Origin of the sequence: Dawidia soli (genome assembly GCF_018598185.1) — a bacterium.
Taxonomy (GTDB): domain Bacteria; phylum Bacteroidota; class Bacteroidia; order Cytophagales; family Cyclobacteriaceae; genus Ohtaekwangia; species Ohtaekwangia soli.
Genome location: NZ_JAHESC010000011.1, coordinates 109,164 through 135,386, shown reverse-complemented (window position 1 = coordinate 135,386; position 26,223 = coordinate 109,164). Strand labels below are relative to the sequence as shown.

At 53.1% G+C, this 26,223-nt stretch carries 23 protein-coding genes and 1 tRNA gene; 8 read left to right on the top strand and 16 right to left on the bottom strand.

Annotated features, from left to right (window positions below; all coding sequences use genetic code 11):
- Positions 1-46: 46 nt before the first annotated feature.
- A complete protein-coding gene (locus tag KK078_RS09970; RefSeq protein WP_254090117.1) occupies positions 47-610 on the top strand; it encodes a DUF502 domain-containing protein in 564 nt (187 codons plus the stop codon).
- Between the two features lie 82 nt (positions 611-692).
- On the opposite strand, the gene KK078_RS09965 is transcribed toward KK078_RS09970, so the two are convergent.
- From KK078_RS09965 to KK078_RS09955, 3 genes are all read right to left on the bottom strand, one after another.
- Positions 693-1,241, bottom strand: coding sequence for an outer membrane beta-barrel protein (locus KK078_RS09965; protein WP_254090116.1), 549 nt, complete (start codon positions 1,239-1,241; stop codon positions 693-695).
- Between the two features lie 221 nt (positions 1,242-1,462).
- Positions 1,463-2,647 carry a tRNA 2-thiouridine(34) synthase MnmA gene (gene mnmA, locus KK078_RS09960; protein ID WP_254090141.1) on the bottom strand — a complete coding sequence of 395 codons (1,185 nt, stop codon included), beginning with the start codon at positions 2,645-2,647 and terminating at the stop codon, positions 1,463-1,465.
- A gap of 29 nt (positions 2,648-2,676) precedes the next feature.
- Positions 2,677-3,921 carry a peroxiredoxin family protein gene (locus KK078_RS09955; protein ID WP_254090115.1) on the bottom strand — a complete coding sequence of 415 codons (1,245 nt, stop codon included), beginning with the start codon at positions 3,919-3,921 and terminating at the stop codon, positions 2,677-2,679.
- Positions 3,922-4,021: 100 nt separating this feature from the next.
- On the opposite strand from KK078_RS09955, the gene KK078_RS09950 reads away from it, so the two are divergent.
- From KK078_RS09950 to nadB, 3 genes are read left to right on the top strand one after another with little or no spacing between them, the layout of a single operon-like run.
- A complete protein-coding gene (locus KK078_RS09950; RefSeq protein WP_254090114.1) occupies positions 4,022-5,161 on the top strand; it encodes a CaiB/BaiF CoA transferase family protein in 1,140 nt (379 codons plus the stop codon).
- A gap of 60 nt (positions 5,162-5,221) precedes the next feature.
- Positions 5,222-6,232: a quinolinate synthase NadA gene (gene nadA, locus KK078_RS09945; RefSeq protein ID WP_254090113.1), complete on the top strand. Its 1,011-nt coding sequence runs from the start codon at positions 5,222-5,224 to the stop codon at positions 6,230-6,232.
- A 2-nt stretch (positions 6,233-6,234) separates the two neighbouring features.
- Positions 6,235-7,803 (top strand): L-aspartate oxidase, encoded by a 1,569-nt coding sequence (nadB, locus tag KK078_RS09940; RefSeq protein WP_254090112.1) that lies wholly within the window; start codon positions 6,235-6,237, stop codon positions 7,801-7,803.
- 195 nt (positions 7,804-7,998) lie between these two features.
- On the opposite strand, the gene uvrB is transcribed toward nadB, so the two are convergent.
- The 11 genes from uvrB to KK078_RS09885 all read right to left on the bottom strand — a co-directional run bounded on the left by uvrB (position 7,999) and on the right by KK078_RS09885 (position 20,722).
- Entirely contained in the window at positions 7,999-10,026 is a 2,028-nt protein-coding gene (uvrB, locus tag KK078_RS09935) for an excinuclease ABC subunit UvrB (protein WP_254090111.1), read from the bottom strand.
- Between the two features lie 135 nt (positions 10,027-10,161).
- On the bottom strand, positions 10,162-10,905 hold the full coding sequence (locus tag KK078_RS09930) for a shikimate dehydrogenase family protein (RefSeq protein ID WP_254090110.1): 744 nt from the start codon (positions 10,903-10,905) through the stop codon (positions 10,162-10,164).
- A 2-nt stretch (positions 10,906-10,907) separates the two neighbouring features.
- Entirely contained in the window at positions 10,908-11,846 is a 939-nt protein-coding gene (locus KK078_RS09925) for a DUF368 domain-containing protein (RefSeq protein WP_254090109.1), read from the bottom strand.
- A 10-nt stretch (positions 11,847-11,856) separates the two neighbouring features.
- The gene (locus tag KK078_RS09920) at positions 11,857-12,660 is read right to left on the bottom strand and encodes a phosphosulfolactate synthase (RefSeq protein WP_254090108.1); all 804 of its coding nucleotides are present in this window, start codon (positions 12,658-12,660) and stop codon (positions 11,857-11,859) included.
- Complete coding sequence (locus tag KK078_RS09915; RefSeq protein ID WP_254090107.1) at positions 12,660-14,069, bottom strand: tetratricopeptide repeat protein; 1,410 nt, start codon at positions 14,067-14,069, stop codon at positions 12,660-12,662. The genes KK078_RS09920 and KK078_RS09915 overlap by 1 nt, the downstream gene beginning before the upstream one ends.
- A 58-nt stretch (positions 14,070-14,127) precedes the next feature.
- On the bottom strand, positions 14,128-15,114 hold the full coding sequence (locus KK078_RS09910; RefSeq protein ID WP_254090106.1) for an NAD-dependent epimerase/dehydratase family protein: 987 nt from the start codon (positions 15,112-15,114) through the stop codon (positions 14,128-14,130).
- Between the two features lie 15 nt (positions 15,115-15,129).
- A complete protein-coding gene (locus KK078_RS09905; protein ID WP_254090105.1) occupies positions 15,130-15,858 on the bottom strand; it encodes a tyrosine-protein phosphatase in 729 nt (242 codons plus the stop codon).
- 23 nt (positions 15,859-15,881) lie between these two features.
- Positions 15,882-18,224: a GumC family protein gene (locus tag KK078_RS09900; RefSeq protein WP_254090104.1), complete on the bottom strand. Its 2,343-nt coding sequence runs from the start codon at positions 18,222-18,224 to the stop codon at positions 15,882-15,884.
- A 9-nt stretch (positions 18,225-18,233) separates the two neighbouring features.
- The gene (locus KK078_RS09895; protein WP_254090103.1) at positions 18,234-19,013 is read right to left on the bottom strand and encodes a polysaccharide biosynthesis/export family protein; all 780 of its coding nucleotides are present in this window, start codon (positions 19,011-19,013) and stop codon (positions 18,234-18,236) included.
- A gap of 24 nt (positions 19,014-19,037) precedes the next feature.
- Positions 19,038-19,592, bottom strand: a complete 555-nt coding sequence (gene rfbC, locus KK078_RS09890; RefSeq protein ID WP_254090102.1) for a dTDP-4-dehydrorhamnose 3,5-epimerase — start codon at positions 19,590-19,592, stop codon at positions 19,038-19,040.
- Between the two features lie 17 nt (positions 19,593-19,609).
- The gene (locus KK078_RS09885; RefSeq protein ID WP_254090101.1) at positions 19,610-20,722 is read right to left on the bottom strand and encodes a glycosyltransferase family 4 protein; all 1,113 of its coding nucleotides are present in this window, start codon (positions 20,720-20,722) and stop codon (positions 19,610-19,612) included.
- Positions 20,723-20,906: 184 nt separating this feature from the next.
- Between KK078_RS09885 and hflX the strand changes: the two genes are divergently transcribed.
- The 3 genes from hflX to KK078_RS09870 all read left to right on the top strand — a co-directional run bounded on the left by hflX (position 20,907) and on the right by KK078_RS09870 (position 23,050).
- The gene (gene hflX, locus KK078_RS09880) at positions 20,907-22,106 is read left to right on the top strand and encodes a GTPase HflX (RefSeq protein ID WP_254090100.1); all 1,200 of its coding nucleotides are present in this window, start codon (positions 20,907-20,909) and stop codon (positions 22,104-22,106) included.
- A 12-nt stretch (positions 22,107-22,118) separates the two neighbouring features.
- On the top strand, positions 22,119-22,649 hold the full coding sequence (locus KK078_RS09875) for a hypothetical protein (protein WP_254090099.1): 531 nt from the start codon (positions 22,119-22,121) through the stop codon (positions 22,647-22,649).
- Between the two features lie 329 nt (positions 22,650-22,978).
- Positions 22,979-23,050, top strand: a tRNA-Arg gene (locus KK078_RS09870).
- Between the two features lie 300 nt (positions 23,051-23,350).
- On the opposite strand, the gene KK078_RS09865 is transcribed toward KK078_RS09870, so the two are convergent.
- Complete coding sequence (locus tag KK078_RS09865; RefSeq protein ID WP_254090098.1) at positions 23,351-23,854, bottom strand: tetratricopeptide repeat protein; 504 nt, start codon at positions 23,852-23,854, stop codon at positions 23,351-23,353.
- Between the two features lie 347 nt (positions 23,855-24,201).
- Between KK078_RS09865 and KK078_RS09860 the strand changes: the two genes are divergently transcribed.
- Positions 24,202-24,876 (top strand): Fic family protein, encoded by a 675-nt coding sequence (locus KK078_RS09860; RefSeq protein ID WP_254090097.1) that lies wholly within the window; start codon positions 24,202-24,204, stop codon positions 24,874-24,876.
- 269 nt (positions 24,877-25,145) lie between these two features.
- Here KK078_RS09860 and KK078_RS09855 read toward each other — a convergent pair whose 3' ends face one another.
- Positions 25,146-26,222, bottom strand: a complete 1,077-nt coding sequence (locus KK078_RS09855; protein ID WP_254090096.1) for an efflux RND transporter periplasmic adaptor subunit — start codon at positions 26,220-26,222, stop codon at positions 25,146-25,148.
- Position 26,223: the final 1 nt, after the last annotated feature.

The following is a 26,223-nucleotide window of genomic DNA, read 5'->3' as shown; positions in this document are numbered from 1 at the left end:
CATAAATAGACCCCCCGGGGCTCAATGGCCTCGTAATACTGTATCCATGGATAATACTTTTCGACGCATCATCCGCTACTTTTTCAGTGGGACGGTCTTTATTGTCCCGCTAGTAGCCACGGCTTATTTTATTTTTATTTCCTTTAGTTGGCTCGACAGCCTGCTCATGCTGCCGTACCCCGGTCTGGGCTTTGCCATCATTCTCGTTGCCATTACCGGCTTTGGTTATCTCACGACCAACTTTGCCTTTAAGACCCTGACGGACTGGCTGGACCACGGCATGAACAAGATCCCGCTGGTGAAGCTGATCTATTCGGCGGTGAAAGACCTGCTGGGCGCGTTCGTGGGAGATAAGAAGAAATTTAATAAACCCGTGCTCGTACGGATCAACCAGGATAACAGTTTATACCAGATCGGATTTATCACACAGAATGATTTGAGCGAGCTGGGGTTGGATGATATGGTAGTGGTCTATTTTCCACATTCCTATGCGTTCTCGGGATTTCATTATTTTGTGCCGAAGAGTAACATCAAACCTTTGAATATACCCGGGCCGGTAGCGATGAAGTTCATTGTGTCGGGCGGGGTGAGCGGGTTTAAGGAAAATTAGATTCCGCGTCGGCAAGCATAAAACAAAAAAGGCCGCCCTTTCCGGGATGGCCTTTTTTGTGTCGTGTACTTCAGCCGTTGTATTACAGCTTCAGCGTTACGCCCAGTACGAGGGGCGACAGACCGATGCCGAGCTCGCCGTAACCGGCGAAGTTGGGGGCAAAGTAGTAACGGGCACCCGCGTGGATACCGGTGCGGAGACCGCCATCGTAGTCGTCATCGTCATAGCCATCGCCATCGTAGTCGTTGCTGGACGTTACAATACCCAGAAATGCGCCGGCATAAGGGTCGAAATTGGGATTGTTCACGCCAAAGAGCTTCGCGAAGTGATACGAGCCCCGTACGCCGATATCAATAAAATTATAAGAAATTTCGTAGCGGTTCACACCATAGCGCCAGTCGTTCTCCCAGTGCGTATAAGCGAAGTAACCGCCCACGCCGACCTCAGGTGTAATAGAGTACTCAGCATTCAGATTTATTGATACACCACCGGCATAGTAGTAGCCGAACCCAACGCCCGCGTTGAGGAGGAGATTGCCTTTGTCAAGTTCTGCTTGCGCGCTGGCTCCCTGGTATGAGAAGGAAGCCACCAATATGGCCAGTAGTGCCAGTAAACGAGTTTCTTTTTTCATAAAGTGAGTTTTGTTTCTTCGCGAAATTAGAAAAAGGTGCCAATAAAGAGCTGCCCGCTACACGAAAATGTAGCAATTCTGTTGAAATATTACCTGAATGGGGGAGGCCGCTCTCACGGTTTTCCAGTAGATCGGTCAATGTTGAAACCCTCTATAGCACCTTTGCGTTTAGGCGTTTTTTGTTGCCTAATCGATACTCTTTCTACTAAACGCACGAGTGATCATGCATTGATAACACCCGAGCCGATAAGCTCTTCGTCTTCATACCAGGCTACAAACTGACCGGGTGTAATGCTTTTTGTAGGTTTTTCGAAAATAACATACAATCCTTCCGGACGCTTGTGCAGGGTACACTTCGCCAGGGGCTGGCGGTAGCGGATCCGCGCCATATAGTCACGCGATTCGCCCACGGCCAGTTGCAGGTCGGGACGGATCCAGTGCTCGTCTGCGTTGGGCACAAAGAGGCCTCTGCGGTATAGGCCGGGGTGCTCTTCACCCATGCCGGTATAAATAATATTCCGGTCGGTATCGGTGCCGATCACAAACAACGGCTCGGGAAAACCGCCGATGTTAAGGCCCTTGCGCTGACCGATGGTATAATAATGCGCACCGTTGTGATCGCCCACGACCTTGCCGGCCTCGGGTGCCAGGGTGTACGGCATCGTCAGCGCCGCGAGATCGTCGTGCGCATAGCCGTTCCCGAAAGACACAGCCTCTGCCGGTATATTCACTACCTTGCCCTTCTTGGGGCCCAGGCGTTGTTGCAAAAACTCGGGCAGATGTACCTTGCCGACAAAACACAGACCTTGCGAGTCTTTCTTATCGGCCGTTACCAGGCCGGCTTCTTTTGCCAGAGCCCGTACTTCAGGCTTCAGCAGCTCACCGATCGGGAAGAGCGAACGCGACAGCTGCTCCTGGGTCAGCTGACACAGGAAATAGCTCTGGTCTTTGTTCGGATCTTTGCCGGCCAGTAATTGGTACGTTGTGCGGCCATTCACTTCGGTCACCGCCCGGCGGCAATAGTGGCCGGTCGCAACAAAGTCCGCACCCAGCTTGAGGGCCGCGTGCAGGAACACGTCGAACTTGATCTCGCGGTTGCAGAGAACATCCGGGTTGGGTGTGCGGCCACGCTGGTATTCGTTGAACATGTAGTCCACGATGCGGGCCTTGTATTGTTCGCTCAGGTCGATGGCCTGGAACGGAATGCCGAGGTGCTGTGCCACGATCATGGCGTCGTTGCTGTCGTCGATCCAGGGGCACTCGTCACTGATGGTGACGGAGTCGTCGTGCCAGTTCTTCATAAACATGCCGATCACCTCGTATCCCTGCTGCTTGAGCAAATACGCCGCAACACTGGAATCGACACCACCTGACAAACCGACAACAACACGCTTTTTCATGGAAATAAAGAGATACGTCCCTCTCCGACGGACTGTTACCTGGAAGAAGTCAAATTTTCACGCAAAAGTTCATTCACCGTTTCATTAAACTTCTGAATGCCCTGCTCGTAATAAACGCCCGTGCCGGGGCCCGCGTAGCCGGTGTGGATCTTCTTTACCTTGCCGTCGCGGCCGATGAAGATCGTCGTCGGAAACGCCACGACTTTGTTCAGCATCGGCAGTGTTTCCGCCGCCTTGGCCTTGTCGTTCGTACCCGCAATGACAAAGTCGTACTGCACGTCGTACTTTTTGATCATCTTTTTCACGCGTTCACTGGCATACTCAAATTCAGGCTTGCGCTCGTAGGCCAGGCCGATGATCTCCACGCCGCGCGCGTGGTTTTCGTTATACCACGGCACCAGGAATTTCGTCTCGTCCATACAGTTGGGACACCACGTGCCGAACATCTGGAGGATCACCACCTTGTTCTTATACTTCTCGTCGGTAAGACTGATCTTTTTGCCATTCACGTCGGGGAAGCTGAACTCGATTTTTTCGTAGCCGGGCTTCAGGAATGTGAGCGACTCGGGGTCGGGCAGTGCGGCCTGATCGTCCTTCCGGGCGATCCAGGACTCCTTCCAGGTCTTGCCGGAAATGTGCTCGCCGGCCAGCGTACCGTCTTCGTTCTTCGTGGCACGGAAGATATAGGCATGGTTCCCGTCAAAGGTGCTGAGCTGGAGCTGGCCGTCGGCTACGTTGCCTTCCAGGTATCGGTAGTCGCCGGTGGGCGTCAGGAACGTGCCCGTGGCGCTGTCACCCTGCTGGTGAAATATACCGACCGCGGATGTCGTGTCTGCATCGTGTATGAAGGTGACACGATACTTGCCGTTGAAGTCCGGTACGTTGTTGGGATCTTTGCCTTTTTCGAAACGGTGCGTCTGGCCGTACACGGCGACGAATGGCACGTGAAAATCCTTGTCATAGTTCTTGACGAATTCGCCGCGCAGGGTATCGCCCTCGATGTGCGCCTGGATGTTCGCGTCGAAGATGTGGAGGGCGATGTTGACGGAGTCGTTTGCGACGGTGACCTCGTCCAGGAGCAGGCGTTCGCCGGCGTTGCGCAGGTAGGCATCGAAACCACCGTTCGGATCGTTGACCACCTCGAAGTTGAAGGGGAGCTGTTGGCCCTGCAGGGCAAGGGCAGCGCGCCAGGCGCCGGTCTTGAGCGTAGCGGGCGGGTGTGACGGCGAGCAGGCGGCCAGGGCAACGAGCAAGGGAGCGACGGCAAAGAGCTTTTTCATGGACGTGTGGTCATGCTGGGGAAAACACAAAAATGCTACAAATGATTTAGAATTCGCCAAGAAGTGGGACTTTTGGATTCAAAATGCAGCACTCAAACGTATGTTTTCAGATCTGAAGATCGTTGAGCTGGCCTCTGTGCTGGCAGGCCCCAGCGTGGGTCAGTTCTTTGCCGAGCTGGGCGCCGCCGTCGTGAAAGTCGAAAATCCCCGCCAGGGCGGCGACGTGACCCGCACCTGGAAGGCCGCGGGCGAACAGACCGACGACCGCTCGGCATACTTCTGCTCGGCCAACTGGGGCAAACAATCCATTGCGCTCGACCTGACACAAGCCCACGACCGCCAGGCGGCAGACACGCTGCTGCGCGAAGCCGACATGGTCATCGCCAGCTACAAACCCGGCGACGCCGAAAAGTTCGGCATGGACTACGGGACCTTGTCGCAACGTTATCCGCGCCTGATCTATGGCCAGATCACCGGCTATGGTCCCACCGACCCGCGCGTGGGCTACGATGCCGTGCTGCAGGCCGAAGCAGGCTTTATGTATATGAATGGCGAGCCCGGCGGGCCGTCGCTCAAAATGCCCGTGGCGCTCGTCGACGTGCTGGCCGCGCACCACCTGAAGGAAGGATTGCTGCTGGCATTGTTGAACCGGTACCGCACCGGGCAGGGCGCGCGCGTGGAAGTATCGTTGTGGCACGCGGCCGTATCGTCGCTCGTCAATCAGGCCACCAACTGGCTGGTGGCCGGCAAGCTGCCGCAGAAGCAAGGCTCGGCACATCCCAACATTGCGCCCTACGGCGATGTGTATAAGACGGCCGACGGCGAAGAGATCCTGGTAGCCGTGGGCAGCGACCGGCAGTTTCGCGACCTCTGCCAGGTGCTGGACATTGCCGCGCTGGCAGACGACCCGCGCTACCGCGACAATACCGCGCGCGTGCAGAACCGTTTAACGCTAAATTCTGTTTTGCAGGCACAGATAGGCCTGCGTACAGCGCAGACACTGATGATGCAGATAAACCAATGGAAGATCCCTGCCGGCTTTATTCATACCCTGCGGCAGGTCTTTGAAGTGCCGGCGGCACAGGAATTGCTCCTGCGGGAGGGAACGCTGGCCGGTGTGCGGAATGTAGCCGCCACGCTATCGTTTGTAGACCGCAGCGCCATCCGCATAACGGCTCCTCCGGCGCTGGGCGAGCACACCCAAGAGGTGTTGGAACGATTAAATTCAAACCGCTCGTGACGGATTATTCCCGCAATTATTCTTTAAACATTAATTTCGCGTACAATTCACACAATCGAAATGGTAACAGAGACACTACCCGCGGCCGTGGTTGAGGCGCTTCCGAAGAAGGGATTCCTGAATATTCCCGTAGGAAAGGATGTGGACGTCGTAGCGGAGATCAACCGCCTGCGCAAGGAAAAGAACGCCGTGATCCTGGCCCACTACTACCAGGAGGGCGCTATCCAGGATATCGCCGACTATGTAGGCGACAGCCTCGGCCTCTCGCAACAGGCGGCGGCCACACAGGCCGACCTGATCGTCTTTGCCGGTGTGCATTTTATGGGCGAGACCGCCAAGATCCTGAACCCCGACAAGAAAGTGGTGTTACCCGACCTGAAGGCCGGCTGCTCGCTTGCCGAATCCGCGGAACCCAATGCCTTTCGCGCCTTCAAAGAGCAACACCCCGACCACATCGTGGTAACGTATATCAACTGCTCGGCCGAGATCAAGGCCATGAGCGATATTATCTGTACCTCGGCCAACGCCGAGAAGATCGTCAACTCCATACCGAAAGATAAACCCATCATCTTCGCCCCCGATAAGAACCTGGGCCGCTACCTGATCAAGAAGACGGGCCGCGATATGCTGTTGTGGGAAGGAGCCTGCATCGTGCACGAAGCGTTCGCCATCGACAAGCTGCTGGACCTTGCCAAGCAACATCCCCACGCGCGCATCGTGGCGCACCCCGAGTCGGAAGATCATATCCTGAAAGTGGCCCACTACATCGGTTCCACCACGGGCATGATCAACTTCGTGAAGAACGACCCCGCGCAGGAATTTATTATCGCCACTGAAGCGGGCATCCTGCACCAGATGGCGAAGGAAGTGCCGGGCAAGGACCTGATCCCTGCGCCTAGCCATGAGGATAACACCTGCGCCTGCAGCGAGTGCGCGTTTATGCGCATGAATACCCTGGAGAAACTTTACCTCTGCCTGAAATACGAGCTGCCCGAAATACAGGTGCCGGAAGATATCCGGCGCAAGGCGCTGGTGCCCATCCAGCGCATGCTCGAAATCTCTAAAAGCTAACCATGCCTAAAACGGACGTACTCATTATCGGCTCCGGCATTGCCGGACTGTCGTTTGCTATCAAAACCGCCAAGCGTTTCCCCCGGCAAACCATCACCGTCATTACCAAAGCCGACGACAGCGAGTCGAACACCAAGTACGCCCAGGGCGGCATCGCCGTGGTGCTCGACGAGCTCACAGACTCGTTCGAAAAACACATTGAAGATACCATGCGTGCCGGCGACGGCCTCAGCAACCGCGAAGTGGTAGAGATGGTGGTCAAAGAAGGCCCCGACCGCCTGGAAGAGATCATGCAGTGGGGCATCGAGTTCGACCAGGATGCCTCGGGCAACCTGGCCCTGGGCCGCGAAGGCGGGCACACCGTCAACCGCATCATCCATTTCAAGGACATCACCGGCTGGCAGATCGAACAAGGACTTTTACGCGCGGTGGCGAAGCAACCCAACATCACACTACTGCCGCACCATTTTTCGATCGACCTGATCACCGAACACCATTTCAGCCACAAGATCTCAGAGCCCGAGCCGGGCATCTCTTGTTACGGAGCGTACGTCATGGACCAGCGCACCGGCCGCATTGAGAAATATGTATCAAAGGTCACGCTGCTGGCCACGGGCGGCGCCGGCCAGATATACCGCACGACCACCAACCCGATCATCGCCACCGGCGATGGCATCGCGATGGCCTATCGGTCCATGGCCCGCGTAAAAGACATGGAGTTTGTACAGTTCCACCCCACGGCGTTTTACGCACAGGACGAAAACCCTTCCTTCCTCATCACGGAAGCAACGCGCGGGCACGGCGCATACCTGCGCACCAAAGACGGCGAGCGGTTTATGTTCAAATACGACGACCGGGGCGAAATGGCCTCACGCGATATTGTCGCCAAAGCCATCGACCATGAGCTCATCACCCGCGGCGACGAATGTGTATACCTCGACTGCACCCATTTTCCCAAGGAAGACTTTATCACACACTTTCCGAACATTTACGAAAAGTGCCTGGCAAAGGGCATCGACATCACGCGACAAATGATACCGGTCGTACCCGCGGCGCACTACCTGTGTGGAGGCATAGAAGTAGATCTCTTCGGCCGTACGTCGATCACCAACCTGTACGCCTGCGGCGAGTGCTCGTGCACCGGCCTGCACGGCGCCAACCGCCTGGCTTCCAACTCGCTGCTGGAGGCACTGGTGTATGCACATCGTTGTTTTCTGGATGTGTCGGAGAAGCTGAACGACATACCCGTGAACGAAAGCATTCCCGAGTGGAATGCGGAAGGCACGATCGTCCCCCGCGAGCAAATATTGATTACGCACACGCGCAAAGAGCTTCGTGATTTGATGAGTGATTACGTGGCCATAGTACGCTCTAACGAGCGCCTGGAGCGTGCGCGCAAGCGCCTCGATATACTCTATCACGAAACGGAGCTGCTGTATGAGAAGGCCGTGCTGTCACCGCAGTTGTGCGAGTTGCGGAACCTGATCACGATTGGCTTTTTGATTACGAAGCAGTCGCAGGAGCGTAAGGAGAACCGGGGCGGATTTTATAATATGGATTTGGAGGCGTAACCATTTCCCACCGCCCGCGGCGTAACGTAAAAGCAGGACCAGGCACAGTGATGGAACCCTTCGGCCACTCCCGTAACATAGTTAAAGCATAGATAAAGCAACTCCCTATATAGTGCTTTATCGATGCTTTAACTGTGCTCTAAGTATGCTTTATTTATGCTTTAACCCTGGCTTTGGCCCGGTGTACGTGTGCCGTCAGGCATGCTTCTCTTCCAACATCTTCTGAATGGCCATATACTCGTCACGCAGCTTCGCAGCCTCGATAAACTCCAGCTCCTTCGCCGCCTTCTCCATGGCCTTTCTGGTACGGTCGGCCATCTTTGTCAGCTCCTCCTTGCTGAGATAGGCCACGACAGGATCCGCTGCCAGCGTAGCCTCTTCTTCCTCCACATAATAATTCCGGGTAGACTTCTTCGAATCCGCCACCTTGGTTTGCCCAAGGATAGCCTCTTTCGACTTCAGTACCGTCTTCGGCACGATGCCGTTGGCCTTATTATACTCCATCTGCTTCAAGCGCCGGCGATTAGTCTCGTCGATCGCCAGTTGCATCGACTCGGTAACGCTATCCGCATACATGATCACGCGGCCGCCCGCATTCCGCGCGGCGCGGCCGATGGTCTGTACCAGCGAGCGCTGGTTGCGCAGGAAGCCTTCCTTGTCGGCATCCAGGATCGCGACCAGCGATACCTCCGGCAGGTCGAGACCCTCCCGCAGCAGGTTGACACCGACCAGCACATCGTATACCCCTAAGCGCAATTCGCGCAGCAGCTCCACGCGCTCGAGCGTATGTACCTCGGAGTGTATATACCGGCATTTGATGCCGACGCGGTCCATATACTTCGTCAGCTCTTCCGCCATGCGTTTGGTCAGCGTCGTGACCAGCACGCGCTCGTGTTTCTTAACGCGCTCGTCGATCTCTTCGAGGAGGTCGTCGATCTGGTTCTTGCTCGGGCGCACGTCGATCTCCGGGTCGAGCAGGCCCGTTGGGCGAATGATCTGTTCCACCACCACGCCTTCGGACTTGCGCAGCTCGTATTCGGCCGGCGTCGCGCTGACATATACCACCTGGTTGGGCAACGCCTCGAACTCGTTAAAGGTCAGCGGCCGGTTGTCGAGCGCCGAAGGCAACCGGAAGCCGTAGTCCACGAGGTTCACCTTGCGCGAGCGGTCGCCGCCCCACATGGCGCGGACCTGCGGCACCGTTACGTGGCTTTCGTCGATCACGAGCAGGAAATCATCGGGGAAGTAGTCGATGAGACAGAAGGGGCGTGCCCCGGCCGCACGGCGGTCGAAATAACGCGAATAGTTCTCGATGCCCGAGCAGTAGCCCAACTCACGCATCATTTCCAGGTCGAATTCGGTGCGCTCTTTTAATCGCTTGGACTCCAGGAAGCGCAGGTCGGTTTCAAACATCTTTACCTGTGCCACCATATCGTCCTGTATCTCGCGCATGGCCTGGTGCAGAACCGACTTGCCGGTAACGAACAGGTTGGCGGGAAAGATGGTGATGACAGACTCGTCCGAGATCTTTTTGCCGGTATGCGGGTCGATGCGTTGGATCGATTCGATCTCGTCGCCCCAGAAATAAATGCGGATCGCGTAATCGGCGTATGCCAGGAACACATCCACGGTGTCGCCTTTCACGCGGAAGGTGCCGCGTTTAAACTCGGCCTCGGTGCGGTGGTATAAAATGTCCACCAGGCCGAACAGCAGCTTATTGCGCGCAATCACTTCGCCCGCTTTCAGCTTGATCACGTTCTTGCCAAACTCCTCGGGGTTGCCGATACCGTAGATGCACGACACCGAGGCGACCACGATCACGTCGCGCCGCCCGGTGAGGAGCGCGGAGGTTGCGCTCAGGCGCAGCTTCTCGATCTCTTCGTTGATGGAAAGATCTTTTTCGATATAGAGGTTGGACGAAGGAATGAACGCCTCCGGCTGGTAATAATCATAGTAGGAGATGAAGTACTCCACGGCGTTTTCGGGGAAGAACTGCTTGAACTCGCCGTACAACTGTGCCGCCAGTGTTTTGTTGTGGCTGAGCACCAGCGTGGGCCGGTTCGTCTGCGCGATAACGTTCGCCATCGTAAACGTCTTACCAGACCCCGTCACACCCAACAGGGTCTGGTGAGCCTCGCCTTCGTTCACGCCTTTAACCAACTGCTTGATAGCCCCCGGCTGGTCGCCGGTAGGCACGTATTGACTGGTGAGTTTGAAATCCATGCCGGAAGTTAATGTTTTCTGAAAATCCCTTTGTTGTTAATCGCAACGGCATCAAAATAGTTTCACGGCACGGGGGCATAAAAGAAAAGCCCCTGCCGGTAAGGCAAGGGCTTTCCCATTCAGCAAAACACTGAATTAGTTATTCCAGATCGTCCAGGACTTCTCGGCCTGCACGTGCAGCATTTCCAAACCGTTCTTAATGGTCGCGCCGCGCATCTCGGCCTTCTGTAAAAAGAGTGTGCGCGCCGGGTTGTAGATCAGGTCGTACACATAGTGGTCGGCACCGATCTGTTCAAAATCAACGCCGGGTACAGCCTCCGTCTTCGGGCTCATGCCCAGCGGCGTGGTGTTGATGAGCAGCTTGGAGTCGTGCAGGATCGACGGATCTTTTTGCAGGTCTTCATACGTGATGACACCCTTCCGCGGCTCGCGCGAGACGACCTGGAAGGCGATCTTCAGTTTCTTCAGGGCCTCTTGCACAGCTTTGGAAGAGCCACCGGTGCCGAGGATCACCGCTTTAAATTGTTTGTCGGCGGGCAGCCATTTTTCAATGGTTTCAAAGAACGCGTCTGAGTCGGTGTTGAAGCCTTTCAGCTTGCCGTCCTGGATCTTGATCACGTTTACGGCGCCGATCTGTTTAGCAAAGCCGTCTACCTCGTCGAGGAATTTCATGACTTGCTCTTTGTACGGAATGGTTACGTTCAGGCCGGTCAGGCCGCGGGTATCTTTTAAAAGCGCTTCGAGGGCGTTGATGTTTTCGAGCGGAAACAGTTCATAGTGGTAATCGCGGAGACCTTCGCGAAAGAATTTCTCGTCAAAATAAGACTTTGAGAATGAGTGGCTAACGGTGGCTCCGATTAGTCCGAATACTTTTTCCATGTTCAGATTGTTGTTTTTAGTCCTGCTGCAATTCTTTCAATTAAAACCATGATAAACACTCCCAGGGCCATCATGAGCATAGCCTGGAACACCTGAGGGTCTTTACCGGTTGTTACCAGATAATTCCATGGTAAGATACTTTCGTCTGCAACGGGTATTTGTTCACCTTTACCAGTGATAACGTATTCCTGCACATCGCGCCAGGGCCACACTTTCATGAGCGATCCCAGCATGAAGCCGGCAAGTAAAGCTACGGTAGTGCTGTGATAATTGTCTATTATCCAGCTTAAAAATCTTGCCACGGCCACCAGGCTGATGGCGCTGCCCGCGGCAAAAAGACCCAATACAGGCAGGCTCATCTGGCCGAAAGCCCACACCATAAGCTGGTATTTGCCGATCAGCACCAGAAAGAAGCCACCCGAGAGTCCGGGCAGAAGCATGCCCAGCGCACCGGCCAGGCCGGCCGCAAAGGCCCACAAGAACGTATTGGAGGTGTGAAGAGGCGGCAACAGCGTGAGGCCGTACGTCGTGGCCACACCCAGCAGAAAGAAAAGCACCGTGGCGAGGCTCCACTTCCGGATGCGGCGCAGGGCCAGCGGGGCGGCCACCAGCATAACGCCAAAAAAGAACGAAAATAGAGGGATAGGGTAGTGGCCCAGCAAGTGGATCATGCCGCGCGACAGGATCAACAGGCCCAGGAACACCGCGGCAGCCCACGTAGCCAGGAAATTACCGTCGATCTTGGCCCAACAGTCGGCAAAGCGTTTATGGCCGAGCAGCTCGAACGCTTCGCGGTCAATGGCCCGCAGCGCGCGCACAAGACGCTCGTGTATGCCGCTCATGAACGCCACCGTCCCCCCGGATACTCCCGGAAGAATGTCGACAGCCGCCATGATTAATCCCTTACCAAACAGGATAATATAATCCAGGGGTTTCTTCAATACTCTCCGCTTAGTCGATTTCGAACGGCGGCGCCGTGTTGGTATTCTTTTTCTCGATGCCGAGGAAATGGAGGAAGGTGTCTCCGCGCAGACCGAGGCGAATGGTTTCCAGCGGTATTACCTCTTCTGGCGCGATGTTGCCCAGGTTTACATTGGCACCCAGCAACTTGATGAACCAGACCTGCTGCGCTTTCTGGGGGGCTTCCCAGATGATCTTTTCAAAGGGGATCTTGGTGAGGATCTCTTGTACAAGGCCCGAGCGAACTTCGCCTGTAGAACGGAAAAGGCCTACGTTACCACCCTCGCGGGCTTCGCCGATCACCTTCCAGGCGCCGGCATCGAGCTCTTTCTGCATGAGGTCGATCCACATATACGGCGGAATGATCTTGTCGGCGTCTTTCGAACCTACTTCAGACAAGACCGTCACTTGCTCGGACAGCTTGGCAATGTAGTCGCATTTTTTGTCGTGGTCCAGGTCGATAGAACCGTCGGAAACCTCGGCAAATGACATGTCAAATTTATCCAGCAGGCGGCGATAGTCGTCAAACTGGTCGCGGATCACAAAGGCTTCAAACAGAGTGCCACCGAAATAGGTGGGGAGACCGGCTTCCTTAAAAACTTTAAGTTTGTCTTTCAGGCGAGGTGTGACGAAGGAAGTAGCCCAACCGAGTTTCACGATATCTACGTGGTCGGCACACATACTGACAAAATCTTCGGCTTCACGGATACTCAGGCCCTTGTCCATGGCCATAGTAAAGCCGTATTGCCTGGGCTTTGTAGTACGCTCAGGCAGGTTTTTAAGGTCGTAATTCATTAATTATTATCTTTTCTAAACTGCTCGACGATCTTGTACAGCGCCTTTTGAGTCTCCAGCTTAGGGAAGAAGTCAAACAGCGCAGTGTGACCATCGAAGTCCAAAATTAAGGCATTTTCCAAATAATTAAAGGCTTCCTTAAAACGGCCTGCTTCGATGAGGTACACCGTCATGCGGTAGAAAAGTTCGGCATCGTCCGGAATGTCGCTAAAACCGACCAATAACGTGTCTATTGCCTTGTTCAGGTCGCCCTGCTCAAAGTAAATAAATGACCAGTTCAGCCAGATCTCCTTGTCCTGCGGATCGAGCTTGGCCGCTTCTTCGTAAGCGTCGATGCTCGAAACGGTATTGCCGATCTTAAATTCGGCATGGGCAACAGATTTCCAGTATTCGGGATTTTCCGGGTGGATCTTGAGTGCTTTGTTGTAGAAATGCAGGGCCTGGTACCACTTCTCCTGTTTTTCCAGGCAGGCACCGGCACCGAACCAGGCCTCGTCGTACAACGGGTCCAGCTTGGCAGCTTTCTGGAAGTACTTCAGGCCCAGGTCGTATTGCTCCAGGCTTTCATACGCGGCCGCCAGGCAGCAATATACTTCCGGGCTCGGGCCTTCCAGCTCGATAGTCTTGCGAAAGGCATCGAGGGCCTTGGTGTACTCGCCCAGATTCATATGGGTGTTACCCATGTTGAAATAGGCCGAGGCAAAGGAGTCGTCTATGGTGATGGCGTAGTCGTACGCATGCATCGCCTCCTGGTATTTTTCCAGCTTGTTATATACGATCCCCAGGTTATACCAGGCAGGTGCCGAGTACGGGTCTTCGTCGATAAACTTCTGGTAGTATTCAATGCTGCTCTCCAGCTGTCCGGTTACATCCAGGCAGAAGGCCAGCTCATATAACGCGCCATCGTGGTTGATGTTGATCTCGATGGCTTTTTTATAGACTTCGATCGCCAGGGTATAATTTTCCATACTCTGGTAGGCAAGACCGATGTTATAGTATACTTCGTCTTTGTCGTCGGCAAACAACAGCGCCTGCTCGTAGTGCTCGATCGCCTCGTTGTGTTTTCCTTGCAGCGAAAGTACAGAGCCGATCGTCAGAAATATTTCGGCGTCGTTGGGCTGCAGTGAGCGTGCTTCTTCCAGCAGCTCAAGCGCCGCGTCGTACTCTTCTAAATTCGAGAGGATCTGTGCTTTGATCGTGATCAGCTCGGTGGAAAACGGATATTGACTAATGGCCTGGTTTACAGCCTGCAGTGCCTTGTTATGCTTGCCTCTGAACATGTAGAAATCAATGATCTGTTCATAGGCGTCCAAATCGAAAAATGCTGCCTTTTTCTTCCGGAGGTGTTCTTCAAATCGCCTGATGAGCTCATTTCCTTCTTCTTCTCGTTTGCGGTATTCTCTCGGCATGGACTAAAGGTTTGTCCTAAAGTAGATAATTTATGCGGTAAAGCTACGACCTTTCGACCTATTTTTTGCCCGCCGTTTTGGCCATGTAATATTGGCAGCACCATTGCAGACTGGCATCAATCGGTTGAAATTCGAACGACAAAGTCTTGCGGATCTTGTGGTTCTCAAATAAAAATTTTGTGCCTGCTTTACGGGCCGTTTCACGGGTGATGAGGGGCTCGGAGCCCGTCAGCGACGACCGGAAACCTTCCACTAACGCAACAACGTTTAACAAGGTTTTGTTCAGTTTGACAGAGGGTGCCTTTTTGTTAAAATTAGCCGCAATTTTTTGAAACAGGTCTTCAAAAGAAATGTTCCCCGCGCTGGCGATAAACCGCTCGCCCTCGACGGGCTGATGCAACAGTTGTACGGCGATGTCTGCGACATCGCGTACGTCGACATAATTTATATACCCGTCGGTATAGAATGGCTTTTGATCCCAAATATACTTAAACACCTTCGCGCTGCTTTTGCGCCAGTCGGCCGGCGCGAGTATGACCGAAGGGTTGACGATCACCGTGCTGAGGCCTTCTTCCTGGCCGCGAAAAATTTCCAGCTCGGCATAGTACTTTGATGCTGCATAACGGGAAGAGGTCGTATCGCTTACCCACTTGTTTGTTTCGTCGATGAGGGCCTGGCCCTTCTGCCGGCCCAGTGCCGCCACCGAGCTGATGTGTACCAGGCGGCGGATGCCCTGGTCGAGGCATGTATTCACTACGTTGCGCGTGCCTTCGATGTTGATGTCCATCATGTCCCTGGCAAAGCGTGGGCTGAACGACACGATCGCGGCGGCGTGGATCACGTGTGTTACACCCTGCAGGGCTTCGGCCAGGGCCACCTCGTCGCGCACATCGGCTTCGCGCCAGGTGATCCTGTCGGCCACGTCGGCGAGCAGCGACCTGTCGCTATCCTGGCGGGCGATGGCTACAAATGGTTCCTGTTGGGCCAGGAGCTTCCGCACAAGGAAACTACCCAGCAGTCCGTTTGCCCCGGTAACAGCGATCATGATTTTTCGAATTGGCTAAAGTGTATGATTGAGCAGTGGCAAAGATAAAGCTTTTTGAAAGTACTTCATGCCCTGCGCGCGCGCAATCAATTGGGCGTGCTGCAGATGGTGACAATCGCTGCCCAGAAAGTGTACCCACCCCTTGTCGATCAGGCGGTGGGCCGCCTGTTGCACGTCGCGGGAGTAATGGCCCACGATCGATCCGATGTTGACCTGGAACAAAATGCCCCGGTCCAGGTAATCCTGTAATTTGGCCTCGTCGCGCAGCAGGTACATGTACCTTTCGGGGTGCGCCAGCACCGGTCGGTAGCCCTTTACCGCAGCCAGGAAGATAAACTCCTTCATGTTGAAGGGCTCGGTCAGGAAATTGGTTTCGAAAAGCAGGTAATTTTTCCCCAGCGTCAGCAGCGGCATGTTGTTCTCCAGCATGTGCATCAGGTTCTCGTCGAGGTAGTACTCCGCCGCGCTGTGCAGCTCCATGGCAATGCCGCGCTCCTGCAGGTAGTGGCGCAGCTCGCCCAGCCGGGCCAGGATGCCCTCGGTGGTGTTGCGGTAGCTGTCGCTCATGACGTGTGGCGAGGTGATCAACCGGGTATACCCCAGGCGTTGAAACTCGCGGATGATCTCCTCGGCTTGCTCAAAGGTTTGCACCCCGTCGTCCAATGCCGGCAGCAAGTGCGAATGCAAGTCGGTCGTGAGCGGCGTTGCGGTGGGAGAGTCCTTTTTTTTAAACCAGCGAAGCACAGTAGTAGGGGAAAATAAATGAGTTAGCGTTTGAAGAATGCACGGAGCATCTCCACCTTGCTGTCACGTTCTTCTTCGTAGTAGCCATAACCGTACGTCTTCCCGCTGAGCGTCGGCAACGCGTTGAGCAGGGTCGTGACGTTGGTAATACGGTTGATGGTAACGATGCGTTGCAGGTTCTTGATGAAATCGCGCTTCGAATAATCCGCCCGGAAGATATAGATCGACAGGTCCGCCCGCTTCATCGCCTGAATGCCGTCTGTTACCAGCCCCACCGGGGGGGTGTCGAGCAGAACGATGTCGTAGTGCTTCCGGAGGTCTTCCAGCACGGATGCAAACTCGCCGTTCAGCAACAGCTCCGACGGGTTCGGCGGGATCGGCCCGGAAGGCAGATAGTCGAAGTACTCCAGGTTCGTGCGCAACACACAGTCCTGCCACCGGTCCTTGCGGATCAGCACCGTGCTCATACCTTTCGAGGGGTCCGGTATATCGATCGGCAGATTTGCCTTCGTCTTGCGCATATCGAGGTCGATCAGCACAACCTTCTTGCGTGAGACGGCGATCGCGGCGCCCAGGTTCAACGCCACAAACGACTTGCCCTCGCCCGAGATCGTAGACGACAATGCCACGACACGCTGCGGCGAATCGGCCCGGAAGAAATCCAGGTTGGTGCGCAGCGTACGGATCGCTTCGCTTACCACCGACCTCGGGTTATTCACCACGTGCAGGTTTTGAATGCCCGTATGGCGCGACGCGGGGATCACCCCCAGCACCGGCAAGCCCGACATTTTTTCCAGCTCGTGCACCGCCGTGATCTTGTTGTTGACCAGGTATAATACACCTACTGAAAAAAAGATCAGCATCAAACTGGCCACCAGGCCCACGCCGGCAATCATGCCGCGGTTGGGAGAGATGGGCGTGGAGGGAAGCGACGCGGGCGAAAGGATCTTAAAGTCAGGTGTCGTGCCGGCCTGGGCGATTTCAAAGCCAGCCTTCGACTGCATCAGCGACAAGTAGAACTCTTCGTATAGTTTGTAGAAACGTTGGTTCTTCGAGAACTGCGTACTCTTGTCAGGCAGGTTGGCAAAGTCATCCTCCAGCGTGTTCTTGCGCCGGTTGAGCTCTTGCAGCCGTGTTACCCAGTGGTTCTTCAGCTCCTGCAGCTGTTGTGACGCCTTGCGGCTGCGTGTGTCGACCTCTTGCTGCTGCTCGCGGTAGGCGAATGTCTTTTCGTTGTACGACAGCTTCATGCGCTCCATCTCCTGCGTAAGCTCCTGGATGCGGTCGAGATCCCGATACAGATAGTCGGGCAGCGCCTGTTTGAGCGTGGGCGATAAAAATACCTCCTGCGCCGGAATGCCGTCCAACAGCCGGCTTACGTCGCGAATGCGGGTGGTCAGGTCGTAGCGTTGAGAGTCCACTTTGTTGATGGCCTGTATCGTTTTGGCCAGGTCCTGGTCCAGGTTGTTGGTCTTGTTCTGTAACGTGAACTTCTTGAAGTAATCTTCAAAGCCTTCCATTTTCAGCTCGATCTGTTGCAGCTCCTTGTTCAGCCAGTCGATCTTCTGCGTGTTGGTCAGGTTCTTTTGATCGTAGCTGTAGCGCAGATACAGGGCGTCGATGGTGTGCACGATCGCCTGGGCCTTGTTCGGCTGATTATCCTTAAAGGCGACGCGGATCGTTTTGGCCGAATAGTTCAAAGGCTCGACGACCAGGTTGCCGGAGATATAGTTCAACAACACATCGCGGCTGTTGATGATAAAGAACAGGTCTATTTCGTCCGTCGTGCTGAAGCTGGCATTTTTTGTCAGCACCAGCTCAAAGTTGGTCGCCCTTACCGGCGTATTGTATGTGCCTTTTACCTTGTTGCCTTCTTCGCCTACATACAAGTAGAACTCGTCGTCGTTGATCTTTTCGAAGAAGATCGGTTGGTTATAGGCCGTGGTACGTTCCGGGGTATAGTCCACGTTCACCGGCGTGCCGGTAAAGAGCTCGTGGTTGAGGACTTCACCCTTGCTGAAGTAGCTTACGTCCAGGTTGAGGGAATCCAGCACCTGGCTCAGAAAGAGCTTCGAGCGGATCAGCTCGATCTCGCCCGAGATCGGGTCGGTGGCCAGCGGATCGTCGGCCACAAAGGTTTCGATGCCCAGGGCATTTGCTTCGTTCTTGATGTCGAGCTTGATCTCCGACGACGACTCGTACAGGTCTTTGGTATAGCGGATCACGATATAGGCCGCCGCATTGATGACGACAAAGATCAGCAACAGCCACCACAGGTTGGTCTGTATAATAACACGCAGCTTGTGCAAGTCTATACCTTCCGGAGGGGCGGTAGCAGTGGCAATATGGGGTTTGGCCGGTTCCACAGGTGATGGTTATAATCCGATGATCACCACCACCAGGGTAGTAACGCTTGTTAAGACGGTCAGGATAGGTCCATAGTCGCGAAGGCCTTCCAGCAGAGGTCGCCGGATCGGCTCGACATACACAATATCGTTGGAATGGATCACGATATTATTCTCCAGATAGCCCGCAAAGGTGCTCAGGTCGGCGATCATGACCGTGTCGCCGCGCAACACGCGAATGTTATACGCCTTGGCGTCGTTGTGGATGCCTTTTGCCAACGCCAGCACCTCGGTTAACCGCATGTTCTCATTCGCCAGCGGGATAACCTGCCCTCCCGGTGCGCCGAGCACGACCACGCGTTTGTTCAGGAACTTCAACCGGATAAACATGTCCGTGTAAAATTTAGTATACGTCTGCTGTAAGACGCCCTCCGCCTGTAGCAGCGTCAACCCCTCCAGCCGGATGGTATCGATCATCGGAAACTTCACCAGGCCCTCCTGGTTGACGAGATAGCTGCGCACCTCTTCGCCGGTAGTGATGATGGAAGTAGGATTTTGTACGGGAAGACCTTTTGAAAGAAAGCGGTCGGGATCTACCAGGCGCTCGCCGTTCTTTGTGTAGAACTCAATGGCCAGCAGGTCGTTCCGCTGAATGGTGTAGTTCTTTTCCGCAGCGTTGGCTTGCGCCTTCACAGCGTCCTTTTGATCGGTCTGGAACATGATGTTCTGCCGGTACGAGGCGCAGGAAGAGGCGAGCATTGTCAGGACCGCCAGGAAGCACGCTGAACGAAAAAATGAGGATCGTTTCAAGATAAAAAGTGCGTTAATTTCCGCCTAATATCGTGAAATTACGGATTTTCTTAATAACTCTTCCAGGGTCGGCAGATGCTGGTCCTTTTCCGACAAAATAGGGTCGTTTATTTGCCAGTTGATATTCAGCTGGGGGTCGTTCCAACGTACGCCGACCTCGGCGTCCCGATGGTAATGATGCGTGCATTTGTAGAAGAAAACAGAGTCTTCCAGCGCCGAGAAGCCATGGGCGAAACCTTCGGGCACCAGCAGCATGTTGTTCCGGCGGGCCTCCAGCAAGCAATAATATACCTTGCCAAAGGTAGGAGAGCCCGCGCGCAGGTCGGCGGCCACATCCAGGATCGTACCCTGAAAGACCGACACCAGCTTGGTCTGGGCGTGTGGCGCCAGCTGCATGTGCAGCCCCCGCACAACGCCCTTCCTGGAGAACGACTTGTTCTCCTGAACGAACTTATCGGTTATGCCGTGTTGGGCGAAGAGGTCCTCGCGGTAGAACTCGTAGAACCATCCGCGACTGTCTTCTAGAACAGAAGGAAAAATCTCCAACAACCCTTCTATGCCGGTTTGCTTTACTTCCATGAAAAATGAATGGCCTGTTACGATGCCTTTTTGAACTCGCTGATCGTCTGCAGGTATTTGTTGATGACAACGGACTCGCTGTACTCCGTTTCCATCTTCACCCGACCGTTCTCACCGAAAAGCTTCAGGGTGGCGTTTTCCATGCCGGCCATCTCCTTCATCTTTTCTGCCAGGTCGTCTGCATCTTTCAGCCTGCAAAGAAGGCCATTAAAATTGTTTTTCACAACATGGTTGCAGCCCGGTACATCCGTGGCGATGATGGGCTTCGACGAGCTCGCCGCTTCCAGCAATGTGCGCGGCGTACCTTCGCGGTAGGAGGGCAGCACGATGCAATCCGCTGCCTGGATGAACTGACGCACGTCGTTGGTCGTGCCCAGGTATTCGATTATGCCCTGGTCGATCCATTCCTGGATCACCTCGGTCTTGATGCCGCGCTTGTGCAGCGGGTCCATCGCGCCCAGTACCTGGAAGCGGGCGTTCACACCCGCCGCCCGTAATTTCTTCACGGCCTCGATATATTCCAGCACACCCTTGTCGGTAATGAGGCGGGAGATCATCAGGAACGTAAAAGTGTCGTTGCGACGGAAATCCATCGGCAGGAACTTCTGCAGATCGATGCCCGAGCCGGGCACCAGGTCCACGGCACGCTCCGGCACGAGTTTACGTGTCACAAACAGCTTTAAATCGTCGGGGTTCTGGAAGAAGACCTTCCGGGCAAAGCGGAAGCTGATCTTGTACAGCATGATCGCCACGGCAGACACCAGGTTGTCCTTCAGGAACACCGTGCCCAGGCCGCAGACGTTGTTTACGACCGGGATCTTCAGCATCGACGCCGCCAGGGTGCCGTACACATTCGGTTTGATCGTGTAGTGTAAAATGACGTCGGGGCGCATCTTCTTGTAAATGGCGTACAGCTCGACAATTAAAGCCGAATCCTTGACAGGGTTGGCTCCCCGGCTGTCCATCCGCACCCTGTGGTGCACGCAACCGGCCGCCACAAGGAGATTAGTGTACTCATCTTCGGGTGCAACAGTGTGCACCTCATGCCCCTCTTCAAGCAGGGCGCGAACAAAGTTCATCCGGAAATTGTAAATGTTCCAGGACGTGTTGAGGACGATAGCAATTCTCATGGGCTCTGGTTGAGAAAATTGAAATTATCCTGAATCCGGTAAAGGGTAGAAAATTCGGCTGTATGTGAGGAAATTCCAGCTGAATTCGGGTTTCGGTGTATTGTCAAAATTAGGAAAAAGTAACCCAACCATGCAACAAGCGGAAAAAAATATACGTTAAGAATTGTTCACTTTTGTAAAAGATATGAAGGAAGCAGAAAATACAGCCGTTTTAGTTGCACTCAGTAGCACCCGCACCCAGGAGGAAACCCAGGAGCATCTCGACGAGCTGGCTTTTCTGGCTGAGACATCGGGCATTAAGACCATTCACCAGGTGGTGCAGAATTTGCCGCACCCCGACTCCCGCACCTTTCTGGGAAAAGGCAAGCTGGCCGAGCTCAAGCAGTTCGTGGTGCAGAACAAAGTGCGACACATTATCTTCGACGAAGACCTCAGCCCCTCGCAGCTGCGCAACCTCGAGCGGGAGTTCAACCCCAAAGAACAGGAAGACTTTAAAGTCCGCATCTATGACCGAAGCTTGCTGATCCTGGATATTTTCCTGTGGCGTGCACAGACCGCGCAGGCCAGGACACAGGTCGAGCTGGCCATGAACCAATACCTGCTGCCCCGCCTCACCCGCATGTGGACGCACCTGGAACGCCAGCGCGGCGGCACGGGTACACGCGGTGGTGCGGGTGAAAAAGAGATCGAGACCGACCGTCGGAACATTCGCCACCAGATCACCATCCTGAAAGAGCGTCTCGAAAAGATCGAAAAACAACGCGCCACCCAGCGCAAGTCGCGCGGCAGCGTTGTGCGTGTAGCCCTGGTGGGATACACCAACGTCGGCAAGTCCACGCTCATGAATTTGTTATCGGGTTCCGGCGTGCTGGCCGAAGACAAGCTCTTCGCCACCGTCGACTCCACCGTGCGCAAAGTAGTGTTCGGCAACATCCCGTTCCTGCTGTCCGACACCGTAGGGTTCATCCGCAAATTACCGCACCACCTGATCGAGTCGTTTAAATCCACCCTCGACGAAGTGCGCGAAGCCGACCTGCTGCTGCACGTCGTAGACCTGGCGCACCCCTACCACGACAACCAGATCGAGGTGGTCACCAAGACCCTCGAAGAGATCGGCGCCGCCAACATCCCCACCATCCTGGTCCTGAACAAGATCGACCTCTTCCGCCAGAAGAACCCCGACATAAACCTCGAAGAGATGCGCGGCTTCTACCGTCAGAAGGGCTTCGAAAACGTCGTGTTCGTGTCGGCCACCGCCAATGAAAACGTCAATGGCCTGAAGCAAATGATCTTCGAAAAGGTAAAAGAACGGCACATCCAGATCTTCCCCAACTTCCTGAAGGACGGCTACGAGTTCTCGCCGTGGCCGGTCGAGTCGGTATAAGGATTCCGTTGTATGAGCATACTCCGCTATACCAGGACGACGATCGGTGCCGGGCACAACACGGGCTATGAGCCCACCCGGCTGGACTTCTTTGACGGCGAGCAATTCCTTACACGCATCGACAGCCATACGATGACGGGTAAGTTTATGTGGCGGGGAGTCGAGTATAAGTTTCAGCCCAGGAGAATGCCTTTTGTCGGACGCAAGTATCAGATCCTTGGCGGTGGACGCGAGGTCGGCGAGATCCGGCTGGCCCGCGGTTTTTTATCCTCTAAAAAGACCGCGCTGAAAATCTGGGGCGATAGCCTGAACCTCATGCTGATGCTGGATTTTGATGCCGGCGCAGATACGTCGCTTCAGGATGAAAAGTATCGGATTGTTTATAAGCCGGAGGTGCCTGTGCGTCGTCCAGGGCAGGCTTACGATTATCTGAGTGTTTCGAACGGGGAGATCGACACGGGTGGGGTGGATACGCTGGTTGTTTTGTTAGGACTTTGTGTAAAGGATCTGGAGGCGTGGGATTTGGTGTATCAGGCGTCTTAGAAACTCATGGAACAAAGGTTAGCAGTGGTTCATGGGTTGTATCGGGTGGCCTTGGTATAGCTATGGTATAGGTGAAGTAGGGCTTTGATACGGGTATGATAGGGCTTTGATACGGGTAAAACCCTGTTTTCGGAATTGAGGTGCGGAGGTGATTGTTGGGAGGCTTGTGATGGCTTTTGGGTAACCAACTGGTGGTCAGTGGTTAGTTGGTTCTCTTCGGGTAGGGCCCTGGGAGAGGTACAGATTTAACAAAAAAGGTCTGCGGGATGCATTATTTTTTATCTTTGCGCCCTTGTCGTGGTGAAAATTGAGCGGTTTAACGACAAACTGGCCCCGTAGTTCAATGGATAGAATAGGAGTTTCCTAAACTTTTGATGCAGGTTCGATTCCTGTCGGGGCTACTTTCGATTTAGAAGCAAATTTTTCGGAGTTTGCTTTTTTATTTTGTAATCTTTTCAATTTTTGCGGTTTGAGTTCGCACACCTCTTGTGGGTTGTGCCGATATTATATTCCTACGTAGCTCTCAGGAAAAGCTTACGGGAATTGGAGTGCTAAAAAATGCAGCGAAGCGGAATGTTAGCCCGACCTGCCGGGTCTATCCCACGTGACCAAACATATTTTGAAAGATAATAAATTTCGCTATACTAAACCCGGCAATGACTTATAGCTTGTGTTGGCGGTATTTTTATAACTGATCTTACTTATTTACAATTAATTTCCAATTTTTCAATCTCCTCAGTGTAATCTGGATACTTTGTTTTAATTCCCAGTTCGATTGCTTTGATAACATCTACACATGCATCTTTATGCCTATTCATTGCAACAAGAACTAAGGATCGGCTTTTATAGGCAATTGAATTTTGAGGATCTAACTCAATTGATTTACTGATGTCAGCGTACGCAGCCTCATTGTCCTTTAACAGATACTTTACCAAGCCCCGGTGCTCGTAAGAATATGGGTTAGGATTAATCCGTAATTCATCAGTAAAATCCCTAATAGCTTTTTCATACTCACCGAGTTTTCGATAAGCAAATCCGCGATTTGTTCTTGCTAATGATTTATTTGAATCAAGCTCAATGACTTTCGTGAAGTCATGAATACAGTCTTCATACCTCAAATCCATTTCTTTTGCATAACCCCTTTGAAAGTAAAGGTCGGCATTATTTGGTGTTGCCTTTATGATTTCGTCCAGTTCATTAATCATTTTGTTCCAGTTTCTTTCTTGTTTAAACCGGTCAACTCTCTCCAGTCGTTCTTCAACCGAAATGTCCGTTGATTTGCAACAAGCCAAAAAAGAACAAATAATTATTAGTCTTAATCTCATATATAAAAATTGCGGCCAACGCGCGAATATACGCAATAGCGGATATTTTTTCTTTATGGTGAGACGCTGAAATTGCCCAATTCGTTGCGCTTCATAAAACTTATCTCAATGCCGGGCCCTTTTCGCACTGGGGTGAACAGGAGAAAGAAGCCATCAGAAACAATTTCACTTATCATTCGACAAAAATCGAAGGCCTTACGCTGAATTATGGGCAGACAATAAAATTTTTGAAGGACAACATCGTCAGAGTTGGGATGGGAATGAAGTATGTTTATGATCTCAAAAATCATCGCGGTGTTCTTGACAAGATTTTCTCCGCTTTTGAAGAAACAAGTCTGACTGAACAGACCATTAAAAGTCTCCATGGGGAACTGATGAAGGACGATGCGCAATGGGAGGTTCAGGACGCCCTGCTGGCTCCAGCGGGTCACTATAAGACAGAGGATAACTTCACATTACGCCCCAATAACCAATATCACATGTACCTCGAGTACTCAAAAGTACCTGAGGCTGTTAGAGCGTTGATCGAGGAGACTCAACAGCAATTGGATCAAGGGCCAGCATGGAAGGCTGAACAAAACTATTCCAAGCATCCACTTTCTGTCATTGCCGGTTTTTACTACAAGTTTTTACAAATTCATCCGTTTTCAGATGGGAACGGCAGGCTAACCAGGTTGCTGACAACCCTTCTCTTATTAAAGCATCAATTGCCTCCCATTATCATTAGGGAGGAAGAGCGGTTAGTTTATTTTAAAGCATTGATCGACTCAGAAAACGATTCGTTACATATGCCGATGGTTCAATTTTTCGCGGATAAGGCGATAGACCTAATGAAACAGCGAATTGCATTATGCGAACAACGCGATACCTCGGCTCCTGATTTTAATGAGCCGTCTATTTAAGGCGGCCATAAAGGCAGTTATTTGGATAGTTCCGCCATTTTTTGAAAGCCTTGGTTCAGCAAGCACGAACGCAGCACCCTCCGATCTACTAAAATCCTTCTAATTGTGAAAAATAGAAGGCTTTTTTATGCCTGACCGAAAGGGAATCGAAATACAACAGGTTCCTGTGGTAAGGTCATCGTCCTGACAATGGGTAACTTTCAATTCTAGTTATAGCGTACGAATTAACACATATCAATTAACCGGAGATGTAACTTTAATTCTGGTACTCACTTTTTCTTCACTACAACGGTTTGACCTTCCCTTACCTCATCGGTAGCCTTAGTGAGCAGGAAGTCACCCTCTTGCAAGTCACCAAAAACTTCAACTTTGTCGCTGGTGTTAATACCCGTGCGCACATCCACCCATTCGGTTTTGCCTTCGCGTACACGAATGATAAATTTTCGTTCCAATGTTGTTACCACGGCAGCGTAGGGGACAACGAAACTTGGACTGTCACGCTTTACGTTGAAACTGGCATTGCCGTACATCCCGGATTTTAATTCGCGGTTGCCATTGGATACTTCGAACTCCCACAGTTCCGTTCTCGTCTTTTCATCGATTTCGTTGGATTTGCGGGCCAGTGTAGCGGAATATTTCTTTGTCGGTTGTGCATCTACTGAGAATATGATAATGTTGGATTCAGGAAGGGCCGAGGTGTATACTTCGGGTACTGCCATGCGTAAACGAAGCTTCGTCAAATTCTCCAACACAATTATAGGCGTTTGGTCTTTCCCTACCAAGGTGCCGGGATAAACATTGCGCTTGGTGACTACTCCATCAAAAGCAGCACGAATAACCAGGTAGTTCTTCAGTTGTGCATTTGCCTCCGCGCCAGCCCGTGCTGCTTCGTAAGACGCACTATCGGTGAGCATCTGGTTTTTGATTCGCTCCAATTCGCTGTCGGATATAGCACCTTTCTCACGTGATGCTAACAGTGTTCTTTTATACACATCCTGGCCTGTGCGGTATTTTGATTTAGCAGCCTGAAGATTCGCCACCGAGATTGCATAGTTGGCGGTGACTTCCGGTGCATCGAGAATGATGAGCACATCGTTCTTGCGTACGCGATCACCAATGTCCACTTTCAGTTCGCGCACATAGCCTTGCACCTTGGCAAATACTTCCGCTTTTTTCCAAGGCAGCAGTTCGGCAGGAAGCGACAACGTCTTGCTAATAGATTCTTTTTTTAATGCAAAAACCTGGACCGAGTCGGCCGCCTGAGCGGAAGTAGTTTCGCTTTTTTTTGTGCCGCACGACCAGATAAGTAATGATAGTGCAGTGGCGATAACGAATCTATTTTTCATA

What these genes read in the sequence shown, in the direction of transcription:
- KK078_RS09875 (WP_254090099.1), top strand. Translation starts at nt 22,119, where the DNA reads ATGAGCATACTCCGCTATACCAGGACGACGATCGGTGCCGGGCACAAC.
- KK078_RS09885 (WP_254090101.1), bottom strand. Translation starts at nt 20,722, where the DNA reads ATGAGAATTGCTATCGTCCTCAACACGTCCTGGAACATTTACAATTTC.
- KK078_RS09920 (WP_254090108.1), bottom strand. Translation starts at nt 12,660, where the DNA reads ATGAATTACGACCTTAAAAACCTGCCTGAGCGTACTACAAAGCCCAGG.
- KK078_RS09915 (WP_254090107.1), bottom strand. Translation starts at nt 14,069, where the DNA reads ATGCCGAGAGAATACCGCAAACGAGAAGAAGAAGGAAATGAGCTCATC.
- nadB (WP_254090112.1), top strand. Translation starts at nt 6,235, where the DNA reads ATGCCTAAAACGGACGTACTCATTATCGGCTCCGGCATTGCCGGACTG.
- KK078_RS09855 (WP_254090096.1), bottom strand. Translation starts at nt 26,222, where the DNA reads ATGAAAAATAGATTCGTTATCGCCACTGCACTATCATTACTTATCTGG.
- KK078_RS09955 (WP_254090115.1), bottom strand. Translation starts at nt 3,921, where the DNA reads ATGAAAAAGCTCTTTGCCGTCGCTCCCTTGCTCGTTGCCCTGGCCGCC.
- KK078_RS09950 (WP_254090114.1), top strand. Translation starts at nt 4,022, where the DNA reads ATGTTTTCAGATCTGAAGATCGTTGAGCTGGCCTCTGTGCTGGCAGGC.
- KK078_RS09865 (WP_254090098.1), bottom strand. Translation starts at nt 23,854, where the DNA reads ATGATTAATGAACTGGACGAAATCATAAAGGCAACACCAAATAATGCC.
- KK078_RS09910 (WP_254090106.1), bottom strand. Translation starts at nt 15,114, where the DNA reads ATGATCGCTGTTACCGGGGCAAACGGACTGCTGGGTAGTTTCCTTGTG.
- KK078_RS09930 (WP_254090110.1), bottom strand. Translation starts at nt 10,905, where the DNA reads ATGGAAAAAGTATTCGGACTAATCGGAGCCACCGTTAGCCACTCATTC.
- rfbC (WP_254090102.1), bottom strand. Translation starts at nt 19,592, where the DNA reads ATGGAAGTAAAGCAAACCGGCATAGAAGGGTTGTTGGAGATTTTTCCT.
- KK078_RS09965 (WP_254090116.1), bottom strand. Translation starts at nt 1,241, where the DNA reads ATGAAAAAAGAAACTCGTTTACTGGCACTACTGGCCATATTGGTGGCT.
- hflX (WP_254090100.1), top strand. Translation starts at nt 20,907, where the DNA reads ATGAAGGAAGCAGAAAATACAGCCGTTTTAGTTGCACTCAGTAGCACC.
- KK078_RS09970 (WP_254090117.1), top strand. Translation starts at nt 47, where the DNA reads ATGGATAATACTTTTCGACGCATCATCCGCTACTTTTTCAGTGGGACG.
- nadA (WP_254090113.1), top strand. Translation starts at nt 5,222, where the DNA reads ATGGTAACAGAGACACTACCCGCGGCCGTGGTTGAGGCGCTTCCGAAG.
- uvrB (WP_254090111.1), bottom strand. Translation starts at nt 10,026, where the DNA reads ATGGATTTCAAACTCACCAGTCAATACGTGCCTACCGGCGACCAGCCG.